Here is an 18,819-nt window from a genome sequence, read left to right on the forward strand (position 1 = left end):
AAAATGACAGCACAAGAAGTACGCACACATGCAATTGACATCAATTCAGTTTTGAATAACCGTGCAAAACACAGCGAAACAAATGAGATCAGCATTAAAGTAGAAAACTTAAATCTTTTTTACGGTGACAAACAGGCTTTGCATGCTATCAACATGGAAATGTCCAAGAAAAAAGTGACTGCTTATATCGGTCCCAGCGGCTGTGGGAAATCAACTTTATTGCGCTGTATCAACCGTATGAATGACTTGGTTGATAACGTCACAATTGACGGCAAGATTTTGCTGGATAACGAAAATATTTTTGATAAAAGTGTCAATGTAGCGGCCTTGCGTAGACGGGTAGGCATGGTATTCCAAAAGCCCAATCCGTTTCCTAAGTCCATTTTTGAAAATGTAGCTTATGGGCTAAGGATTCAAGGTATTAACGATAAGCGGATACTTGAGGAAACTGTCGAAAATGCTTTACGCGGTGCCGCTCTTTGGGATGAGATGAAAGACCGCTTGGATGATAATGCCTTAGGTATGTCGGGAGGTCAGCAACAGCGTTTGGTTATTGCCCGGGCCATTGCGATTGAACCTGAAGTTTTATTGTTGGACGAGCCGGCATCAGCGCTTGATCCGATTTCAACACTTAAAATTGAAGAGTTGATTAACGAATTGAAAGAGAAATATACCATCGTCATTGTTACGCATAATATGCAGCAAGCCGCCCGTGTTTCTGATTATACGGCGTTTATGTACATGGGGGAGTTGGTCGAGATGGGCACAACCAGCGAGTTGTTCACCAATCCTAAAAAGAAACAAACTGAAGACTATATAACAGGCCGCTACGGTTAAACAGGAGCTTAATGATGGACAATAATAAAATAGGCCATCACATTTCCGGCCAGTTTAATAGAGAACTAGAAGACATCCGCAATAAAGTGTTGACTATGGGGGGTCTGGTCGAACAACAAATTGAATTGGCTATCCAGGCATTTACCAGCAATGATATGGAGATGGCGGAACTGGTGATCAAACAAGATAACCAGGTCGACGCGATGGAAATGGACATCGATTTGGAATGTACGCAAATTTTGGCACTGAGGCAACCCACCGCATTTGATTTAAGGTTATTGCTGACAGTTATTAAAGTCATCAATGAACTGGAAATAGCAGGCGATTTGGCTGAACGGATAGCTAAAATGGCTATTCAATTATCTGATGTAGACGGTAAAAACGACCAGTATTACGAAATCCAGCACATGTCTGATTTGGTCAAAGAAATGTTGCATGGAGCCTTGGATGCGTTTGCCAGGATGTCCATTGATGACATTACCTTGATTACTGGCAAAGATGAAAATGTTGACCGTGAATATGGCAGCATCGTAAGGCAGTTGATTACCCACATGATGGAAGATCCCAGAAACATTACGCGTACTTTAAATGTATTGTGGACAGTCCGGGCTATGGAGCGTATTGGCGACCATGCTTGTTACATCTGTGAACATTTGATATTTATGATAAAAGGCGAGGCTGTCCGGCATTTGAGCCAAGAAGAATTGGAACAGAAAGTCAAAAGCCAATAAAGTCATAGGCGCACACTTAAAAAAGGCAAGAAATCAAGAATTTCTTGCCTTTTTGCTTTTTATTGGAATCATTTTTCAAAGCCAATAAAATCCCACAGCCTGTGCGAGAAAGTCACATTTTTAAATTCCGGTACAAGTGGGCCATCAGGATAATTTTGTTCATAAACGCGTTTGGTGTCATTAGCCAGATCTTTCATGCCTAATTCGGTGTAGGCATCTTGCATTACTTGCAGGGCATAAGGAACGGCAGGGGTGCGTTGGTAATTTTCAATAACACCGGAAGCACGGTTGGCTGCGGCAATATAGGCTTTGCGTTTCATGTAATAACGGGCGACATGTACTTCGTGCATTGCCAGATTGTTTTTTAAGGCGATCATGCGCAGTCGTGCGTCGGCTAAATAGCGGCTGCCAGGATAGCGGCGTATCAATTCTTCAAAATTACGATAGGCTTCACGGGCACTGCCTGGGTCACGTTGTGATGTGTCTGTGGGTAGAAAGCGGTCAATAAAACCGATGTCCCGGTTGTAATTGACCAAGCCTTTCAAATAATAAGCGTAATCGACATGGGGATTGCGCGGGTTCATCTTAATAAACCGGTCAGCGGCAGCAATTGCCGATTCAGGTTCACTATTTTTGTAATACGCATAGGCAATGTCCAATTGGGTTTGTGCGGATGACTCGCCAAATGGATAACGCGATTCCAAAGCCTCATACAATTTGATGGCTTTCTCGTAATTGCCGGAATCTACCGTTTTTTGGGCTTCGCTACGAAACTTTTCGGCATTCCAACCCGCATATTCATTTTCAGCATTGGCTTCATCGGATGAGTCGCCGAATGTCCCGCATCCTTGCAAAAACAGCCCCAAACAGAAAATAATTAATAAATTTATTGAAATTAATCGCATAGTTCTAACGACACGTTGTAATATAAGAGGTTTTTCTCGCCGGATTGACTGCGATAGGGTGGAGTGATCCAGATAATCGGTGAGTATAACTTAACAAAAGGTTATTCAGAAAATTTGTTATGACAAAATTGACAGCAGAAGTGCCATATGAAATGGCTGGAATGCGCTTGGATCAAGTATTGGCTGGGTTGTTTGCGGAGTATTCGCGCAGTAAATTACAAACATGGATCAAATCAGACCGTGTGCAAGTCAACGGGCTGACACTTAAGGCCAGGGACAAGCTGGAAGGTGGGGAGGAAATCACCTTGGATGCGGAAGCCGAAGTGGTGATTACTTCAGAACCGGAAAATATCCCGTTGGACATTGCCTACGAAGACGACAGCCTGCTGATTGTCAACAAACCGGCGGGCTTGGTGGTGCATCCGGCGATTGGCAATTGGCGCGGTACCTTAGTGAATGCTTTGCTGCATCACGAGCCAAAATTGGAAACCCTGCCCCGTGCCGGGATCGTCCATCGTATCGACAAAGACACCAGTGGCTTGTTGATGATCGCCAAAACCTTGCAGGCGCACAATAGTTTGACCGGGCAATTGCAAGAGAGGGAAATTAACCGTGAGTATCTGGCAATAACCCGTGGGCGCATGACCGCCGGTGGTACGGTAGATGAACCGATAGGGCGGCATCCTTCCGACCGTCTACGCTATGTGGTCAGGGAATCCGGAAAATTTGCGGTGACGCATTATCGGGTGGCGCAACGTTTCACCCGCCATACGTTAGTCCAGGTGAAACTGGAAACGGGGCGTACCCATCAAATTCGGGTGCACATGGCACATATCCGCTTTCCTTTGGTGGGCGACCCTGTCTACGGTGGACGCTTCCAAATGCCGCCCGATTGCAGTGAACGGCTGGAAAAAGCCTTGCGGGGTTTCAAACGCCAGGCATTACATGCGGCGAAATTAGGTTTGGCCCATCCCGCGACTGACGAATATATGGAATGGGAGCAAGCTATGCCGGACGATATGGTCGAGCTGTTGGAGGCATTGACTGACAATGAACAAGAATAAATTTTGGCTGAGGCCAAATTGGCCGGCTCCTGAAACAATCCAGGCCGCATGTACACTGCGTACTGGTGGGGTCAGCGTAGCTCCCTATAATAGCTTGAATCCGGCCTTGCATGTGGGTGACCATGTCGATTCTGTAAGACAGAACCGGCAAATTATTGGCGATATGTTGCACTTGCCTGGTGAGCCGAAATGGTTGGCGCAAATCCACAGCGGTCGTGTTGTTGATGCCGCCAGTGTGGATGGCCAGGAAGAAGCTGATGCCAGTTTTACCGATCAAGCAGGAATCGTTTGTGCGGTGATGACCGCTGATTGCCTGCCCATGCTTGTGGGTTCGTGTGACGGGCAAAAAATTGCCGCCGTACACGCTGGCTGGCGGGGATTGTTGGCGGGCATCATCAGCAATACGATTGCCGCAATGCAAACTAATGACGTATTGGTTTGGCTAGGGCCTGCGATAAGCCCGGACTGTTTTGAAGTCGGCGTAGAAGTGCGTGACGCCTTTGTTGCAAAATCCGACCTATCCGCGCCGGCTTTTACACCGATAGCAAACGGTAAATGCTTTGCGGACATTTATCAATTGGCTCGTGTGGAATTAGCCGGATTAGGCATCACCCGTGTGTATGGCGGCAATTTTTGCACCGTTACCGAGCAAGAACGTTTTTTTTCCTATCGTCGTGACCAAGTCACCGGACGCATGGCGACGCTCATTTGGAGAACCTGACCCTAGTGGATTTATTGTTGTTGATCATTATCTTTACTGCCATTGGCGGCGTTTTTAGCGTGTTGGCCGCCGCTGTTTTTTTGCTGTTGCCAGATCGTCAAAGAATGGCGGTATTGCCTCATGGCATCAGTTTTGCGATTGGTGCTTTACTGACCGTGGCCTTTTACGGGTTGATCCCGCAAGCCTTTGCAGAAGTCAAGCCAGCCATGTTCCAATCCTTATCAGCAACCATTTTGGCGGGGATTTTGGGCTTTTTTGTTTTGGAGAAATTACTGATTTGGCGGCATTGCCATTTTGGCAGTTGTGAAGCCCACGGGGATGACGAGGCGCATCAACATGATGGGGGGAAGCATCATCGGCAGGGTGTCAAATCAGCCGGTGTTTTGATTATTTTGGGGGATGGCATCCATAATTTTGTCGATGGCATATTGATCGCCGCGGCATTTTTAACTGACGTGCAATTGGGGGTCGTGTCCAGCCTTGCTGTGGCGGCGCACGAAATCCCGCAGGAAGTGGGAGATTTTGCCATACTGCTGGAGAGCGGTTATTCCAAAGGCAAAGCCCTTTTTTACAATATCCTGGCGAGCCTGACGACGGTGGTCGGTGGGGTGCTGGCTTATTACTGCCTGGAAGATTTACACGATAGCTTGCCTTATTTCCTTGCTTTGGCGGCATCCAGCTTTATTTATATCGCCGTTGCAGATCTGATTCCGTCATTGCATAAAAAAACGGACATGAAAACTTCATTGAAACAAATTGCATTGATCGCTGCGGGGGTATTTTTGATCAGTTATTTGCATAATGTCATCCATCATGTTGACGCACTGAGGTAATCCAGCAGGGGCGGATGTTTGTGCGCCTCTGCTGATCTACCAAATCCCTCCTATCAGGTGATCACATCCGGTCCTGTCCGCCCTGTGCGTTTTTTCACTTCACAAAGTTGTTCAGCAAGCACAATCAGTTCAGCCAGGGCTTCTTGGGCGTCCTGGTTGTGCCGGTTGCTATCGGGTTCAAAACGTTCTATATAAATCCTTAGCGTTGCGCCGACGGTGCCGGTGCCAGATAAGCGGAAGACAATCCGTGAACCGTTGGTAAAACCAATTCTTATGCCTTGGTTGCGGCTGATGCTGCCGTCCACCGAATCTTCATAACAAAATTCATCGGCGAATTTGACCGTGTATTCACCGAATGTCTGGTTGGGCAGGGTGGGTAATTGGCTGCGTAGATGCTCGACAATTGCATTGGCAATTGGGGTTTCCACGGCTTCGTAATCATGGCGGCAATAAATGTCGCGGCCAAATTTTTGCCAATGTCCGTGGACAATGTCGGCAACCGGTTGCCGTTTTCTGGCAATCAAGTTTAACCAGAACAGAACCGCCCATAAGCCGTCTTTTTCACGGACATGGTCAGAACCTGTACCAAAGCTTTCTTCGCCGCACAGAGTAATTTTGCCCGCATCTAATAGGTTGCCGAAGAATTTCCAGCCGGTTGGTGTTTCGAAGCAAGGAATGTTGTAGCTTGCCGCGACACGGTCAACCGCTTGGCTGGTCGGCATGGAACGGGCAACCCCGCTTAAGCCGTTGGCATAAGCGGGAATCAACTGTGCATTGGCCGCCATAATCGCCAGGCTGTCACTAGGTGTGACAAATATTTGGCAGCCGGTAATCATATTGCGGTCACCGTCACCATCGGAAGCCGCACCGAAGGTCGGGGCATGGTCGCTGAACATGATTTCAGCCAGTTCATGGGCATGGGCGAGGTTAGGGTCGGGATGATGGCCGCCAAAGTCTTCCAGTGGTTCGGCATTGATGACCGATTCGGCGGGTGCGCCTAGCATATCGACTAGAATACGTTTGGCATAAGGGCCGGTAATTGCGTGCATGGCATCAAAAAGCAAGGTGATGTATTTTGAACTAATGCTTTGTTTGAGTAGTGGAAAATCAAAAATGCTTTGCATCAGTTCGGCGTAATCGCTGACCGGGTCGATTATTGTGATTTTAAGGCCGTCGATCTGCCGGGTGCCTAGGTTATCCAGATCCACATCGTCGGCAATAATTGTTTTGTAACTGTTGATGGACTGGCTACGTTGGTAAAATGCCAGTGTATCTTTTTCTGGTGCGGGGCCGCCATTGCCAACATTGTATTTGATGCCAAAATCTTCGTCAGGGCCGCCAGGATTATGGCTTGCGGATAGGATTAAACCGCCAAAGGCTTGATATTTTCTGATAATATGTGACGCTGCCGGGGTTGATAATAAACCGCCTTGGCCTATAATCAACTCTCCAAAGCCGTTTGCCGTTGCAATTTTTATGATGATTTGTATGGCGGCCCGGTTAAAATATCGGCCATCGCCGCCTAATACTAGGGTTTTTCCGGCGAAATCTTCTAAAGAGTCAAAGATTGACTGTACAAAATTTTCCAAATATCCCGGCTGCTGAAAGACTTTTACTTTCTTTCGAAGTCCTGATGTGCCTGGATTCTGGTCGTTGTAGGGATGCGTTGTGATCGTTTCTATTTGCATGATGAACCCTTCCGGTTGTTGCCTGGTGTCTTAGTACACTAAAATTTTTTCGAGTGTAAACGTTAGTAGAAGTTATATGTTACGAATATTTTTAATACTGTGTTGCAGTTTTTTTTCTGTGGTGGTGTCTGCCAATAATGATGTCTGGTTGCTGGTAGATACTAAAGCCCGTAAAATCGAAGTTAAAAAAGGCGAGCAGACCATCGAAACCCTGGAAAGTATTGCGATTGGCCGCGGCGGTGCGGGCATGAAGTTGTATCGGGGTGACAATGTGACCCCGCACGGCAGCTATAAAATAGGCTGGATTGGTGAAAAATCTTCTTTTCGACGCTTTTTTGGTTTAACCTATCCGTCGGTTGACGATGCACAAAAAGCGTTTGCACACCATATCATCGACGAGCCCACTTATTATCGAATTGTGTCTGCACATATCAATAATCAAATACCGCCGCAAAATACGCCATTAGGAGGCCAAATAGGCATCCATGGGCTTGGGCGGGCAGATGAACGAGTCCATAAAACTTTTGATTGGACACACGGCTGTATCGCTCTGACGAATGGTCAGATTGATCATTTAAGCCAGCTAGTCGATACAGGAACAGTAGTAAAGATAAAATAAAGCTGGAAAATGCAGTAATCGGTGATAAAATTACACTCAGGTGTAAATTTCTTTTGTTGTAATAACTTTAAATTTAGGAAAATGATATGAAAAGAGTAGTGAAATTATCAATGATAGCTTTGGCTGTTAGTATGGTTGTTGGTTGCGCAAGCAGCTCAGATATTGACAATCTGCAATCACAAATTGACAGCTTGAAAACTTCTGTTGCACAAGCTTCTTCTGATGCTGCTAGTGCACAAAGTGCCGCTAACGATGCTGCATCAAGAGCTGCTGCTGCCGAATCTGCCGCTAACCGTGCCGCTCAATACGCACAAGAAACTAGCAGCAAATTGGACAGCATGTTCAAAAAATCAATGATGAAATAAATCATCCATTGTTTTTGAGCTAATAAAAAGCCCGATGGTTCGCCATCGGGCTTTTTTTATGCCTGGTTTTTAGGCTTGTTGTTCGCCGCCAAACAATTCCAGCAAGCGTGGCAAGAATTGGCTGAGTTCTAGCGACATGATTGAAAAATCGGCATCAAATTTTTCCGCATCGTTGTCGGTTTCAATGTCGGCGACCTGATCCTGGATCAAATCCAGAAAACGCAAGCGTTTGATGGCGAGATGCTCGTCGAGGATAAATGCCAAGCGGTCTGCCCAATTGACAGCCAGTTTAATCACTTCTTTACCGGTATCCAGATGGTTTTTGATTTCAGGTAATGCCAAATCATGGCGTTTGCAACGGATAATGCCTCCTGCTTCTTCAGGCGAACGCAATTCGCATTCATCTTCTATCGTTATATCATCGGGTGTTTGATGGGTGCTTAACCATTGGGTCATGGTCATGGCTGGTTTGTGAATGGTATTGGGTGGCACTGCGGGCAATGAACCTAAGCATTTGCGTAACAGGCTTAGCAAGTCCTCGGCATTTTTTGCCGAAGCCGCATCGGCAATGATCCAACCGCCTTTAGTGTCAATATACGCATAGATTTTGCGTGAAAAGGTGAAGGCTTTGGGTAATAATTCAAAAACCAGTTCGTCCTTGATTGCCGTGCGTTCTTTTTTCCCTAATTTCCGTCCTTGTTTTTCTTCGGTTTCCAGGATTTTTTCCTGAACCAATTCGTTAAGTACCGATGACGGCAACACCCGTTCTTCTTTTTTTCCGCACAGCATCATAAAACCATTGCTGCTATGCACTAACTGCTGTCCGTTTTTGCCCACCGGCGAAGTCCAGCCGAATGCAGATTCCTCGTGAGGCCCGCATGGACGGAACGCCAAGGCGGCGAGTTTTTGTTCCAGCTCCTCGGCTGACAATGTAAAGGCTTCGGTGAGACGAAAAATGCTAAGATTTTTAAACCACATGGTGGGACTGATCCTGTAAAAATAATGACCGGCTATTATCGCAAATTTAATCCTGTAAAAATGAAAATTTCTTAACGCTAAATGTCCATCAACGAAGGTTTCCAGCCGATAGCCGATGAAAAGGCTTCGGTGCTGATATTGGGTTCCATGCCTAGCGTCGCGTCATTACAAGCCAAGCAATATTATGCGCATCCCAGAAATGCGTTTTGGATGATTATGGGTGAATTATTCGGGGCGAATCCAGAATTGGACTATCAGCAGCGGCAAAAACTGTTGATGGTCCATCACATTGCGGTTTGGGATGTCTTGCAGAGTGGTTACCGCTGTGGCAGCCTCGATGCCAATATCGACATGAAAAGTATTCAGGTCAACGATTTTGCAGGGTTTTACACACATCATCCGGCGATTTCCCTCGTGTTTTTTAATGGCGGCATGGCGGAAAAAATGTATCGGCAACGGGTTTTGCCCAAATTGGTGCAAGAATTTAACCATCTGCGCTATCAACGTTTGCCATCGACCAGTCCGGCCCATGCGTCGTTGACATTGCCACAAAAAATGGTTGCGTGGCAGGTGATTAAACAAGCGACGTAAACTGACTGTGATAAAGTAAAATGTTTTATTGCCGGATTTGCCGGTTATTTGGTTACTTTTAGGTTTGCTATGAATGAAGAATACGATTATGAATACGAATATGATGACAATGGCGAAATTGTCTATTACGCGGTTCGTCCGAACAAAACTCAAATAAAAAAAGAGATAGCGGGGCTTTTTGAATTAGGTGAAAAAATGTCCGAATTATCACCTGCCCAGCTTAGCACCTTGGAGTTGCCTGCCAACATCCATAAAGCGGTAACGGAAGTGTCAGGCATGCCGCACAAGGGGGCCAGAAAACGCTTGCTGAAATATATAGCCGGACAGCTACATAAAATCGACGTAGATGAGTTTACGGAAAAATTGGCGCGTATCGAAAATAAAAGCGCCCACGCCGTTAGGGAGCATCATATTGTCGAACGCTGGCGCGAGCGTTTGTTGGCGGAAAGCAATGAAGCCCTAAGCGAATTGCTTGATGAATATCCCCAGGCAGATAGGCAACATCTGAGGCAATTGGTGCGCAATGCACAAAAAGAAGTGGAAATGGCTAAGCCGCCCAAATCATCGAGGCTGTTGTACCGTTATCTTAAAACACTATTTAATTTTACCGGTGGCGTAGAAGAAGAGGACTTTGCTGACGACGGTAGGGAGGCGGAGGAAGATTTATAAGCGTATAGACGGCGGAATCTTGATTAATATGGATTTGTCGTGGTTTTCCAAATACCCCTTTTTCTCCAATTCCCTGAGGACTTTGTTGATCATTTCCCTAGATGCGCCGATCATGCTGGCGAGTTCCAATTGTGTGGGCCGGTCATGGATGACTAAATCACCATTCTCTTCTTTGCAGGCCAATTTATACAATACTTGCACGGTCCGCTCATGGACATTGGACAGGGCGAGGTTTTTTACTCTCCGGGTGAGGATCCTGATTTTTTCTGACATGTCTTTTAGCAAATTTAAAGTCACATCAGGATATTCAGTAAGCCAAATCTTAAAATCACCCTTGGAAATAATGCCACATACCGTTTTTTCCAAAGTCATCACCGACGCTGAACGCGGTTCATTCCCCAATAAGGCCAGCTCGCCAAAGTAAGATCCGGTTTCTTGGGTCATCAAAGTCACTTCCCGCCCGCCATTGTCGCTGGTAAAGATCTTCACCCTGCCGGAAACAATAATATAAAGGGAATCCGTTTCATCTTTTTCGGAAATGATGATGGTTTGTTTCGGAAAGGTACAACATTTGGCCTTGAGCGCTAATGACTCAATGGCTTCATCAGGTAACAGGGAAAGAAACGCGATTTTTTTTAAACCTAATAAAGCTTCTTGCTGCATGGCTAATGTTCCAGATTTAAGATAATGGGGGAATGGTAGGCACTTGAGCGTCAAGACGAAACTTTAACATGCTATGAAACACTTTGGGAGTATAAAGCATAGACGCGGAAACCAAGCAATCGCAATAAAATCGGCCAGAAACTAACAAAGCAACCGGGTTTCAATTCGGCGAAATCTGATTGTTATTGCAACCGCAATGATTGACGGCAATTTTTAGAAATACTCCTTTTATTGCGAGTTTATTGCGAGTTTATTGCGAGTTTATTGCGAGTTTATTGCGAGTTTATTGCGAGTTTATTGCGAGTTTATTGCGAGTTTATTGCGGGTTTATTGCGGGTTTATTGCGAGGCGCACCAAGCCCAAAAGCCGTAGTCGCTAAGCTATAATGACCAAGCCTTGCATCGCTGTTTTTTTGCTTTAAAAATAAGTGTATTATCTCGATTCACCTAAAAATAATAAGAGAATTAAATTTACTAATTGAGGAGGAATCATGGGTGATGTAACTGAGTTGTTTTTGATTATGTTGATTATTGCGACTGCGGCCTTCCTGCCGTTGGGTTACTTTATTTATAAATTCACAAAAAAAAATGGTAAACCTTTTGGTGAAACCGAGCCGCATGGTGACAGCCCGTCATTGATTAATGACTTTGCGGAAAATGTCATCCATTTTGTGCAAAGCCGGTTAGCTAAAAAATAAGTTTATGGTGGATGGGGGCTTTGCTGTGTAAGCCCTCATTTTCCAACGCTGCCGCAACTTGGGCAGAAAGGGTTTTTTTTCAAGCGCATCGCGTTGACCTCCATCGACAGCCCATCTATCAGCAATAATTTCCCCATCAAGGTTTCGCCAATTGACATAATCAGCTTCATCGCTTCTAAGGCTTGGATGCTGCCGATTATGCCGGTAATCGGTGCAATGACGCCGTTGCTTGCACAGTTGACCAATTCCTCGCCATCGCTATGGTAAAGGCAGTTGTAACAGGGGCTATTGTTTCTTCCTGGTGTAAATACCGACACTTGCCCTTCAAAACGTATTGCCGCACCCGAAACCAAAGGCGTTTGCCGGTTTACACACGCTAGATTGACTGCAAAACGGGTGGCAAAATTATCGCTGCAATCCAGTACCACATCCGCTTTTTTCACTTCTGCATCAAGCAGTTCACCTGCCAGACGCTGTTTTACGGCGATCACCTGCACATCGGGATTTAATTTATTCAAGGTTTGTTTGCTTGAAATTACCTTTTCTATCCCAATATCAGGGGTGTGATGAGCAATCTGCCGTTGTAAATTGGATAAATCAACCACGTCATCGTCATAAATTGTGATACAGCCGACTCCGGCAGCCGCTAGATACATCGCGGCGGGTGAACCTAGTCCGCCCGCGCCGATGATTAAAATCTTGGCGGCGAGGAGTTTTTGCTGCCCGTCCACGTCGATTTGCGGCAGCATGATTTGGCGGCTATAGCGTAAAAGTTGGTCGTCATTCATAAGTTATCGGGTTTGGGAAGGTGAGGGGAGATGATGCCAAAGAACTTGACACACTGCAAAAGCTCATTATCATTAGCACTCGTTACTGGTGAGTGCCAAAAATATTCAACCATCAATTTTAATCTTAGGAGAGTTAGATGAATATACGTCCGTTACACGATAGAGTCATTGTCAAACGCGTTGAAGAAGAAACCAAAACCGCTAGCGGCATCGTATTGCCTGGCTCCGCCGCAGAAAAACCAAGCCAAGGTGTGATTTTGGCGGTTGGTGCAGGCAAGCCTTTAGACAACGGCACACTCCGCGCGTTGGAAGTGAAAGTCGGGGACAAAGTGTTGTTCGGCAAATACGCAGGCAACGAAGTGAAAGTTGACGGTGAAGAAGTCATCGTAATGCGTGAAGAAGACATCATGGGAATCTTGGGTTAAATCTAGCCGGGTTAAATCAAGCCGGGTTAAATCAGACTGGTTTAATCCGAGTTAATCAATCCCAACCCCTTTTAGAAACCAATCACACACAAACGAATTTAGGATAAAAAAATGGCAGCAAAAGACGTATTATTTGGTGATGACGCTCGTGTCCGTATGGCGCGTGGTGTAAACATTTTAGCAAACGCAGTTAAAGTCACCTTAGGCCCTAAAGGCCGTAACGCAATTTTAGATAAAAGCTTCGGCGCACCAACGATTACTAAAGACGGTGTATCTGTTGCGAAAGAAATTGAATTAAAAGACAAATTCGAAAACATGGGCGCGCAAATGGTTAAAGAAGTGGCTTCGCACACTTCTGACGTCGCTGGCGACGGCACCACTACGGCAACCGTATTGGCACAATCCATCGTCAACGAAGGCTTGAAAGCCGTTGCCGCCGGTATGAACCCAATGGACTTGAAACGCGGTATTGATTTGGCTGTAACTAAAGCCGTTGAAGCCATTGTCGCGTCTGCAACCCCTTGCACCGACAACAAAGCCATCGCCCAAGTCGGTACTATCTCAGCCAACTCTGATGAATCAGTCGGCGAAATCATTGCCGAAGCAATGGAAAAAGTCGGTAAAGAAGGCGTCATCACCGTTGAAGAGGGTTCAGGTCTGGACAATTCTTTGGATGTTGTTGAAGGTATGCAGTTTGACCGTGGCTATTTGTCACCTTACTTCATCAACAAACAAGAAAACATGAGCGTCGAGTTGGAAGACCCGATGATCTTGATCTACGACAAAAAAATCTCCAACATCCGCGAAATGTTGCCCGTATTGGAAGGCGTAGCCAAATCAGGCCGTCCCTTATTGATTATCGCCGAAGACGTTGAAGGCGAAGCCTTGGCAACATTGGTGGTCAACACCATGCGCGGCATCCTGAAAGTCTGCGCCGTTAAAGCCCCGGGTTTCGGTGATCGCCGTAAAGCCATGTTGGAAGACATCGCGGTATTGACTGGCGGTACTGTCATATCCGAAGAAGTCGGTTTGAGCTTGGAAAAAGCCGAATTGGACTTGTTAGGAACAGCGAAAAAAGTCCAAATCAGCAAAGAAAACACCACTATCATTGACGGTGCCGGTTCAGAAGAACAAATCAAAGGCCGCGTCGCGCAAATCCGCGCCCAGGCTGAAGACGCCACTTCTGATTACGACAAAGAAAAACTGCAAGAACGTCTGGCTAAATTGGCGGGCGGTGTTGCCGTGATTAAAGTGGGCGCCGCCACTGAAATCGAAATGAAAGAGAAAAAAGCCCGCGTAGAAGATGCGCTGCACTCAACCCGCGCTGCCGTTGAAGAAGGCGTGGTTGCGGGTGGCGGTACTGCCCTGGTCCGCACGCTGTCTGCATTGGAAAATCTTGAAGGCGTAAACCACGACCAAACCGTCGGTATCAACATCCTGCGCCGCGCGATGGAAGAGCCACTGCGTCAAATCGTAGCCAACGCTGGCGACGAGCCATCAGTGGTCTTCAACGAAGTCAAAAAAGGCACCGGCAGCTTCGGCTACAACGCAGCCACTGGTGTTTATGGTGATATGATTGAAATGGGCATCTTGGACCCAGCGAAAGTGACCCGCACCGCCTTGCAAAACGCAGCGTCTGTCGCTGGCCTGATGCTGACCACCGAAGTCATGATCGCTGATGCACCTAGCGATGAAAAAGGCGGCGGTATGCCAGACATGGGTGGTATGGGCGGAATGGGTGGTATGGGCGGCATGATGTAATCATGCGGTCTTGAAGCCTTTGGCTTTAAACCCTCTGCTTTGAAAATGGAAAGCCCCGGTTGCTGTTTGCAATCGGGGCTTTTTTACGGCAGCTTAAAAAAGGATCAATATGCCAGTAGATTTAACCACTAATAAATCATTTAGGAATGTGCATGGAATAAATTCGCAGATCACAAGACCTGTCAGGTTTTCAAAACCTGACAGGTCTGACGAGCCGGTGCGGAAATTATTTCATGCCCGTTCCTTAACATTTTTATGCCTGTAAGCTTCTAAAAATCCGGCTTGCCTGTTAAAAGACTTTTGCACGGTTACTTATGTTAATTTTCGTGTTCCCTTATACAATAACCTACCATTGGAAACCGAAAAATTGACTGTTCAAAGAATATAATGCGTTTTTTTCTACCGAAGGCTTTGTATATGACCAACAAAACCAACTCCCCGCTGCCTGTTGAAGTCAAAGCCGGAAGGATCTATTCCTGGTGCCAATGTGGTTTAAGTGAAGACATGCCTTTGTGCGACAATACGCATAGCGGGCGTTCCAATATTAAATCTTTTAAATTCATGGCGGAAGAAACCACCACGTTGTATTTATGCGCTTGTGCTGCAACCCAAACGCCGCCTTATTGTGACGGCGGCCAACAATGTAAAACAGTCTAATTATGGCAATTGAAATTGAACACAAATTTTTGCTGGCCAATGATGATTGGCGCAAATACGTCCACCATTCAACTGTTTATCGGCAAGGTTACTTAAGTTCCCAGGCGAACACGTCGATTCGGGTCAGGATCAGTGACGAACACGCTTGGCTGAATATAAAGAGTGCAATCATCGGTACGCATAGGCATGAATATGAATATGAGATACCATCGGCGGATGCCGATGAAATTATTAGCAATTTATGTCGAAAACCCTTGATTGAGAAAACCCGCCATTGGGTTTTTGATGACGGAAATCTCTGGGAGATTGACGAATTTGCCGGAGCCAACCAAGGCTTGCTCGTAGCTGAAATTGAGTTGCCTGAAATCGGCATGGCGTTCCGCAAACCGGCTTGGCTGGGGGTGGAAGTGACGGATGACTTACGCTATTACAATAATAATCTAGTCGCGCATCCTTATTCGCAATGGCGCGATGAAGTCTAAGGCATAGCCTTTAGTTTCGAAATTTAGCCGAAAGGGACATAACGTATCCATAGTCTCAATACGGCGCAGAAAAAGCCGCCAACAATGTAGATACTTGCCCGGCGGGCAACTGGATTTGCACGTTGACTTGCTGGGCAAAATCCTGGGCGATAATGCGTCCGTCCAATTTTTTCAGCAGATATTCCAAGGGCTGGATCTGGTTATATTCCAAAGTGAGGGGGACTGTCGCCCATTCGATGTACGGGCATAATTCGGCGGCGGCGATGGTTTGGCTGGCGGTGTTGCTATAGGCGCGGGTCAGGCCGCCTGCACCGAGTTTGATGCCGCCGAAGTAGCGTATGACGATCAGCAGGACATTAATCAGCTCTTTGCCGTCGATTTGCTGAAAAATCGGCTTGCCTGCCGTGCCGGTGGGTTCTCCTGCGTCGTGGAAGCGGTAAACGATGCCGTTGGCGGTTTTGATGCGGTAAGCGTAAACGATATGGCTGGCGTTGGGATGTTCGTCGTGTGCCTGTTTGAGATTAAGCGCGACATCCTGCTCGTTATCGCAAGGGACGATCACACCGATAAAGCGGGATTTTTTGATCAGGATTTCCAGGGTTTGGCGGGTTTTAACTTCATTCATGCGAGGTTTTTATTTGGCGGATTTATAGCCATCGGTATTTTCCTTAACCCAACGGCTATCTGCCGAAATGAGGCGTTCTTTTTTCCAAAACGGGGCTTTGGTTTTTAAGGCTTCCATGAGGTAACGGCAGGCATCAAACGCATCGCCACGGTGCGCGGCCCAAACGGCAACCAAGACGATAGCCTCGTTCGGGAAAATATCGCCGACCCGATGGATGACCAAGGCATCAAGCACTTGCCATTGCTGCCGGGCTTCTGCGACACTGTTCTCCAGTTGCTTTTCGGTCATGCCCGGATAATGTTCCAGCGTCATGGCTTGCACTTCGCTGCCGTCATTAAAATCACGCATCGTGCCGATAAAAACATCGGTCGCGCCGACTTGTCCGTCCAGCAAATTGGCGGCGTTTTGATAATTCTGGATTTCCTGCCAAGGGTCAAAACTTTGTTCAGTGACAATAACCGTCATTCTCAACCTCCGGTGACGGGTGGGAAAAATGCGACTTCATCGCCATCGTTTACCTGGTCGTTCAAACTGGCATAATCTTGATTGATTGCGACCAGAATCCGATCCGGCAAAACCAGTTCTGGATTGGCCTGTTGCCAAACCTCGCGGACGGAGGCCAAACCATCCGCCAAGAGGGTGTCTTCCGAACGCCCCAGGCTTTCTTTCAAACTGGCAAAATAGCGTATTTTAATTGACATATTCGTTCACACGATCACAAAAACAGGGATAATGGCTAGTAGTTTCCTGCATTATTAATCGTTTCCTAAGTGCTTGCCGAAATTATTTTGGCGAGAATTTGCACATCTTTTATGCAAGCACTTAGGAAACGATTAGTAACCTATTGAATACCCGCTAATTTTACATGCTTTTCACATTCCAGCCTTATGCAGCTCACTCATTTTAATCAAGCTGGCGACGCGCACATGGTCGATGTCGGTGACAAAGCCGCGACCCAGCGTACCGCCATCACCGAAGGCTTTATCCAGATGCAGCCGGAAACGCTGAAACTGATTATCGACGGAGGCCACAAAAAAGGCGATGTGTTGGCGATAGCGCGGATAGCGGGCATTATGGCAAGCAAAAAAACCGCCGAGTTAATTCCGCTTTGCCATCCCTTGCCGATCACGCATGTCGATATTACTTTTAACCCCGACATCGAAAAAAATCATATCCACTGCCAAACTACCGTGAAAACCAACGGTCAGACCGGCGTGGAAATGGAAGCCTTGACGGCCACAGCCTGCGCGTTGTTGACCATTTATGACATGTGCAAAGCGGTTGACCGCGGCATGGTGATCCAGTCCATACAGTTACTGGAAAAAGACGGTGGAAAATCGGGGCATTGGCAACGATAGTGACCGTATTTCAAACGGCGTCCCAGTCCACATGCCCAGTGAAAACTTGCGGTACAGTTTAGTAATGCTCAATACTGGACTTGGATTTGGACTTGAGCTTCTCTCCCCCGTTGTTGAACCATTTTCATTTTGCAAAAAACCATTCATTTCTTTATTAACACAATGGCAGTGGCCTATACCCAGCCAAATTTAAAACCTACCCACAGAGACCAGTATGTCAATGACTTTAAAAGAACTTGCTGATGCGTGTAATGCCCGTATTGAAGGTGGCGACAGTTCAGCATTAATTGCTTCGGTTGCCGATATTAGCTCGGCGGGCACAGGCCAAGTGACGCAATTGACCAATAGCCGTTACGCAAAATACATGAAAGGCTCAACGGCTACCGCCTGTTTTGTGCCAGAAGATTTTGCCATTCCTGATGTTCCGGCAACGATGGCGTTATTGATCACCCAAGACCCGGAAATGAGTTTTATCAAGGCAATTGAACTTTTGCACCCGGAACGTGCATACCCGGCGGAGATTGCCGGGCAGGCGGTGTTAGCGGCAACTGTCAGCTTGGGTGATGGCGTGTTCATCGGCCCATACTCAGTTATTGGCGAAAACACTTGTATTGGCGATGGCACCGCCATTCTCGCGGGGGCATACATAGGCCGCCATGTCAAAATCGGCAAAAACTGCCGGATTTACCCTTATGTGGTGATTTACGATGATGCCATCATCGGCGATAACGTCATTATCCATTCCGGCGCGGTTATCGGAGCCGATGGTTTTGGCTATAAATTCCGCAACTATCAGCATGTCAAAGTCCCGCAAATCGGCAATGTCGTCATTGAAGACAATGTCGAAATCGGGGCCAATACTTGTATCGACCGTGGTGCCTTGGGCGGCACCACTTTAGGCACCGGCAGCAAAATAGATAATCTGGTGCAAATCGGCCACAACAACAAAATTGGCCGTCATGTCATTATGTGCGGACAAGTCGGTGTGTCCGGTTCCTGTAACATCGAAGACTACGCCATCCTCGCCGGCAGTGCCGGTATCGCTGATCATGTGACCATTGGCCAGGGTGCAGTGGTGATGGCACGGGCCGGAGTTGCCGCAGATGTTGCCGCAAAAACCCAAGTCTTTGGCAGCCCGGCAAAAGATAAGCGTACCGCCTATAAAGAACAAGTCGCACTGAGCAAATTGCCCGAATTATTAAAAAAAGTGAAATGGCTAGAAGAACAGCTACTTATGGTTAAAAATAAATAAAACCCTATATTTCAATAAGTTTTGATATATTGCATAGGGCATTCAAGCACCAATCCCAAGCTTAAACGCCAAAGTGCTTTACAATTATTAACTTTTCAATAATTACCTTA

General features: G+C 46.7%; 24 protein-coding genes. 16 read left to right on the top strand and 8 right to left on the bottom strand.

Annotation, left to right across the window (positions count from 1 at the left end):
• Window positions 1-3 precede the first annotated feature (3 nt).
• Entirely contained in the window at window positions 4-837 is an 834-nt protein-coding gene (gene pstB / locus PHH59_RS11955) for a phosphate ABC transporter ATP-binding protein PstB (protein WP_300016218.1), read from the top strand.
• A 14-nt stretch (window positions 838-851) separates the two neighbouring features.
• Window positions 852-1,568 (top strand): phosphate signaling complex protein PhoU, encoded by a 717-nt coding sequence (phoU, locus tag PHH59_RS11960; protein WP_300016221.1) that lies wholly within the window; start codon window positions 852-854, stop codon window positions 1,566-1,568.
• 68 nt (window positions 1,569-1,636) lie between these two features.
• On the opposite strand, the gene PHH59_RS11965 is transcribed toward phoU, so the two are convergent.
• A complete protein-coding gene (locus tag PHH59_RS11965; RefSeq protein WP_300016224.1) occupies window positions 1,637-2,473 on the bottom strand; it encodes an outer membrane protein assembly factor BamD in 837 nt (278 codons plus the stop codon).
• A 119-nt stretch (window positions 2,474-2,592) separates the two neighbouring features.
• Here PHH59_RS11965 and rluD point away from each other — a divergent pair, with 119 nt between their 5' ends.
• Genes rluD through PHH59_RS11980 form a run of 3 tightly spaced genes read left to right on the top strand, consistent with a single transcriptional unit; the run spans window position 2,593 to window position 5,091 of the window.
• Window positions 2,593-3,537 carry a 23S rRNA pseudouridine(1911/1915/1917) synthase RluD gene (gene rluD / locus PHH59_RS11970; protein WP_300016227.1) on the top strand — a complete coding sequence of 315 codons (945 nt, stop codon included), beginning with the start codon at window positions 2,593-2,595 and terminating at the stop codon, window positions 3,535-3,537.
• The gene (gene pgeF, locus PHH59_RS11975) at window positions 3,524-4,258 is read left to right on the top strand and encodes a peptidoglycan editing factor PgeF (RefSeq protein WP_300016230.1); all 735 of its coding nucleotides are present in this window, start codon (window positions 3,524-3,526) and stop codon (window positions 4,256-4,258) included. Before rluD ends, pgeF begins: the two co-directional genes overlap by 14 nt.
• Before the next feature lie 5 nt (window positions 4,259-4,263).
• Window positions 4,264-5,091, top strand: coding sequence for a ZIP family metal transporter (locus tag PHH59_RS11980; RefSeq protein WP_300016304.1), 828 nt, complete (start codon window positions 4,264-4,266; stop codon window positions 5,089-5,091).
• 53 nt (window positions 5,092-5,144) lie between these two features.
• Here the strand turns inward: PHH59_RS11980 and PHH59_RS11985 are convergent, their stop codons facing one another.
• Window positions 5,145-6,779 carry an alpha-D-glucose phosphate-specific phosphoglucomutase gene (locus PHH59_RS11985; protein WP_300016233.1) on the bottom strand — a complete coding sequence of 545 codons (1,635 nt, stop codon included), beginning with the start codon at window positions 6,777-6,779 and terminating at the stop codon, window positions 5,145-5,147.
• A gap of 76 nt (window positions 6,780-6,855) precedes the next feature.
• Here PHH59_RS11985 and PHH59_RS11990 point away from each other — a divergent pair, with 76 nt between their 5' ends.
• Together PHH59_RS11990 and PHH59_RS11995 are read left to right on the top strand one after the other, a co-directional pair.
• Complete coding sequence (locus tag PHH59_RS11990; protein WP_300016236.1) at window positions 6,856-7,398, top strand: L,D-transpeptidase; 543 nt, start codon at window positions 6,856-6,858, stop codon at window positions 7,396-7,398.
• A gap of 86 nt (window positions 7,399-7,484) precedes the next feature.
• A complete protein-coding gene (locus PHH59_RS11995) occupies window positions 7,485-7,763 on the top strand; it encodes an Lpp/OprI family alanine-zipper lipoprotein (RefSeq protein ID WP_019866331.1) in 279 nt (92 codons plus the stop codon).
• Between the two features lie 69 nt (window positions 7,764-7,832).
• On the opposite strand, the gene rdgC is transcribed toward PHH59_RS11995, so the two are convergent.
• On the bottom strand, window positions 7,833-8,741 hold the full coding sequence (gene rdgC / locus PHH59_RS12000) for a recombination-associated protein RdgC (RefSeq protein WP_300016242.1): 909 nt from the start codon (window positions 8,739-8,741) through the stop codon (window positions 7,833-7,835).
• A gap of 81 nt (window positions 8,742-8,822) precedes the next feature.
• On the opposite strand from rdgC, the gene PHH59_RS12005 reads away from it, so the two are divergent.
• Together PHH59_RS12005 and yjgA are read left to right on the top strand one after the other, a co-directional pair.
• Window positions 8,823-9,332 (top strand): DNA-deoxyinosine glycosylase, encoded by a 510-nt coding sequence (locus PHH59_RS12005; protein WP_300016245.1) that lies wholly within the window; start codon window positions 8,823-8,825, stop codon window positions 9,330-9,332.
• Between the two features lie 69 nt (window positions 9,333-9,401).
• Window positions 9,402-10,001, top strand: a complete 600-nt coding sequence (gene yjgA, locus PHH59_RS12010; RefSeq protein WP_300016248.1) for a ribosome biogenesis factor YjgA — start codon at window positions 9,402-9,404, stop codon at window positions 9,999-10,001.
• Here yjgA and PHH59_RS12015 read toward each other — a convergent pair.
• Window positions 9,996-10,664 carry a Crp/Fnr family transcriptional regulator gene (locus tag PHH59_RS12015; protein WP_300016251.1) on the bottom strand — a complete coding sequence of 223 codons (669 nt, stop codon included), beginning with the start codon at window positions 10,662-10,664 and terminating at the stop codon, window positions 9,996-9,998. The two genes, yjgA and PHH59_RS12015, sit on opposite strands and share 6 nt — an antisense overlap.
• A gap of 490 nt (window positions 10,665-11,154) precedes the next feature.
• Between PHH59_RS12015 and PHH59_RS12020 the strand changes: the two genes are divergently transcribed.
• A complete protein-coding gene (locus PHH59_RS12020) occupies window positions 11,155-11,361 on the top strand; it encodes a hypothetical protein (RefSeq protein WP_300016254.1) in 207 nt (68 codons plus the stop codon).
• A 35-nt stretch (window positions 11,362-11,396) separates the two neighbouring features.
• On the opposite strand, the gene moeB is transcribed toward PHH59_RS12020, so the two are convergent.
• Entirely contained in the window at window positions 11,397-12,149 is a 753-nt protein-coding gene (gene moeB / locus PHH59_RS12025; RefSeq protein ID WP_300016257.1) for a molybdopterin-synthase adenylyltransferase MoeB, read from the bottom strand.
• Between the two features lie 137 nt (window positions 12,150-12,286).
• Between moeB and groES the strand changes: the two genes are divergently transcribed.
• The 4 genes from groES (at window position 12,287) to PHH59_RS12045 (ending at window position 15,474) form a co-directional block, all read left to right on the top strand.
• A complete protein-coding gene (groES, locus tag PHH59_RS12030; protein WP_019866339.1) occupies window positions 12,287-12,574 on the top strand; it encodes a co-chaperone GroES in 288 nt (95 codons plus the stop codon).
• Window positions 12,575-12,685: 111 nt separating this feature from the next.
• Window positions 12,686-14,335, top strand: a complete 1,650-nt coding sequence (groL, locus tag PHH59_RS12035; protein WP_300016261.1) for a chaperonin GroEL — start codon at window positions 12,686-12,688, stop codon at window positions 14,333-14,335.
• A 417-nt stretch (window positions 14,336-14,752) separates the two neighbouring features.
• On the top strand, window positions 14,753-14,992 hold the full coding sequence (locus tag PHH59_RS12040) for a CDGSH iron-sulfur domain-containing protein (RefSeq protein WP_300016264.1): 240 nt from the start codon (window positions 14,753-14,755) through the stop codon (window positions 14,990-14,992).
• Between the two features lie 2 nt (window positions 14,993-14,994).
• On the top strand, window positions 14,995-15,474 hold the full coding sequence (locus PHH59_RS12045; RefSeq protein ID WP_300016267.1) for a CYTH domain-containing protein: 480 nt from the start codon (window positions 14,995-14,997) through the stop codon (window positions 15,472-15,474).
• A 55-nt stretch (window positions 15,475-15,529) separates the two neighbouring features.
• On the opposite strand, the gene PHH59_RS12050 is transcribed toward PHH59_RS12045, so the two are convergent.
• The 3 genes from PHH59_RS12050 to moaD are packed head-to-tail and all read right to left on the bottom strand — an operon-like array spanning window position 15,530 to window position 16,800.
• Complete coding sequence (locus tag PHH59_RS12050; protein ID WP_300016271.1) at window positions 15,530-16,099, bottom strand: YigZ family protein; 570 nt, start codon at window positions 16,097-16,099, stop codon at window positions 15,530-15,532.
• A gap of 9 nt (window positions 16,100-16,108) precedes the next feature.
• Window positions 16,109-16,564, bottom strand: a complete 456-nt coding sequence (locus PHH59_RS12055; RefSeq protein ID WP_300016274.1) for a molybdenum cofactor biosynthesis protein MoaE — start codon at window positions 16,562-16,564, stop codon at window positions 16,109-16,111.
• A gap of 2 nt (window positions 16,565-16,566) precedes the next feature.
• Window positions 16,567-16,800: a molybdopterin converting factor subunit 1 gene (gene moaD, locus PHH59_RS12060; protein WP_300016277.1), complete on the bottom strand. Its 234-nt coding sequence runs from the start codon at window positions 16,798-16,800 to the stop codon at window positions 16,567-16,569.
• 186 nt (window positions 16,801-16,986) lie between these two features.
• On the opposite strand from moaD, the gene moaC reads away from it, so the two are divergent.
• Complete coding sequence (moaC, locus tag PHH59_RS12065) at window positions 16,987-17,457, top strand: cyclic pyranopterin monophosphate synthase MoaC (RefSeq protein WP_300016280.1); 471 nt, start codon at window positions 16,987-16,989, stop codon at window positions 17,455-17,457.
• Window positions 17,458-17,671: 214 nt separating this feature from the next.
• Window positions 17,672-18,709: a UDP-3-O-(3-hydroxymyristoyl)glucosamine N-acyltransferase gene (lpxD, locus tag PHH59_RS12070; protein WP_300016283.1), complete on the top strand. Its 1,038-nt coding sequence runs from the start codon at window positions 17,672-17,674 to the stop codon at window positions 18,707-18,709.
• The last annotated feature ends 110 nt before the right edge of the window (window positions 18,710-18,819 follow it).

Source organism: Methylovulum sp. (assembly GCF_028687615.1).
Lineage (GTDB): Bacteria > Pseudomonadota > Gammaproteobacteria > Methylococcales > Methylomonadaceae > Methylovulum.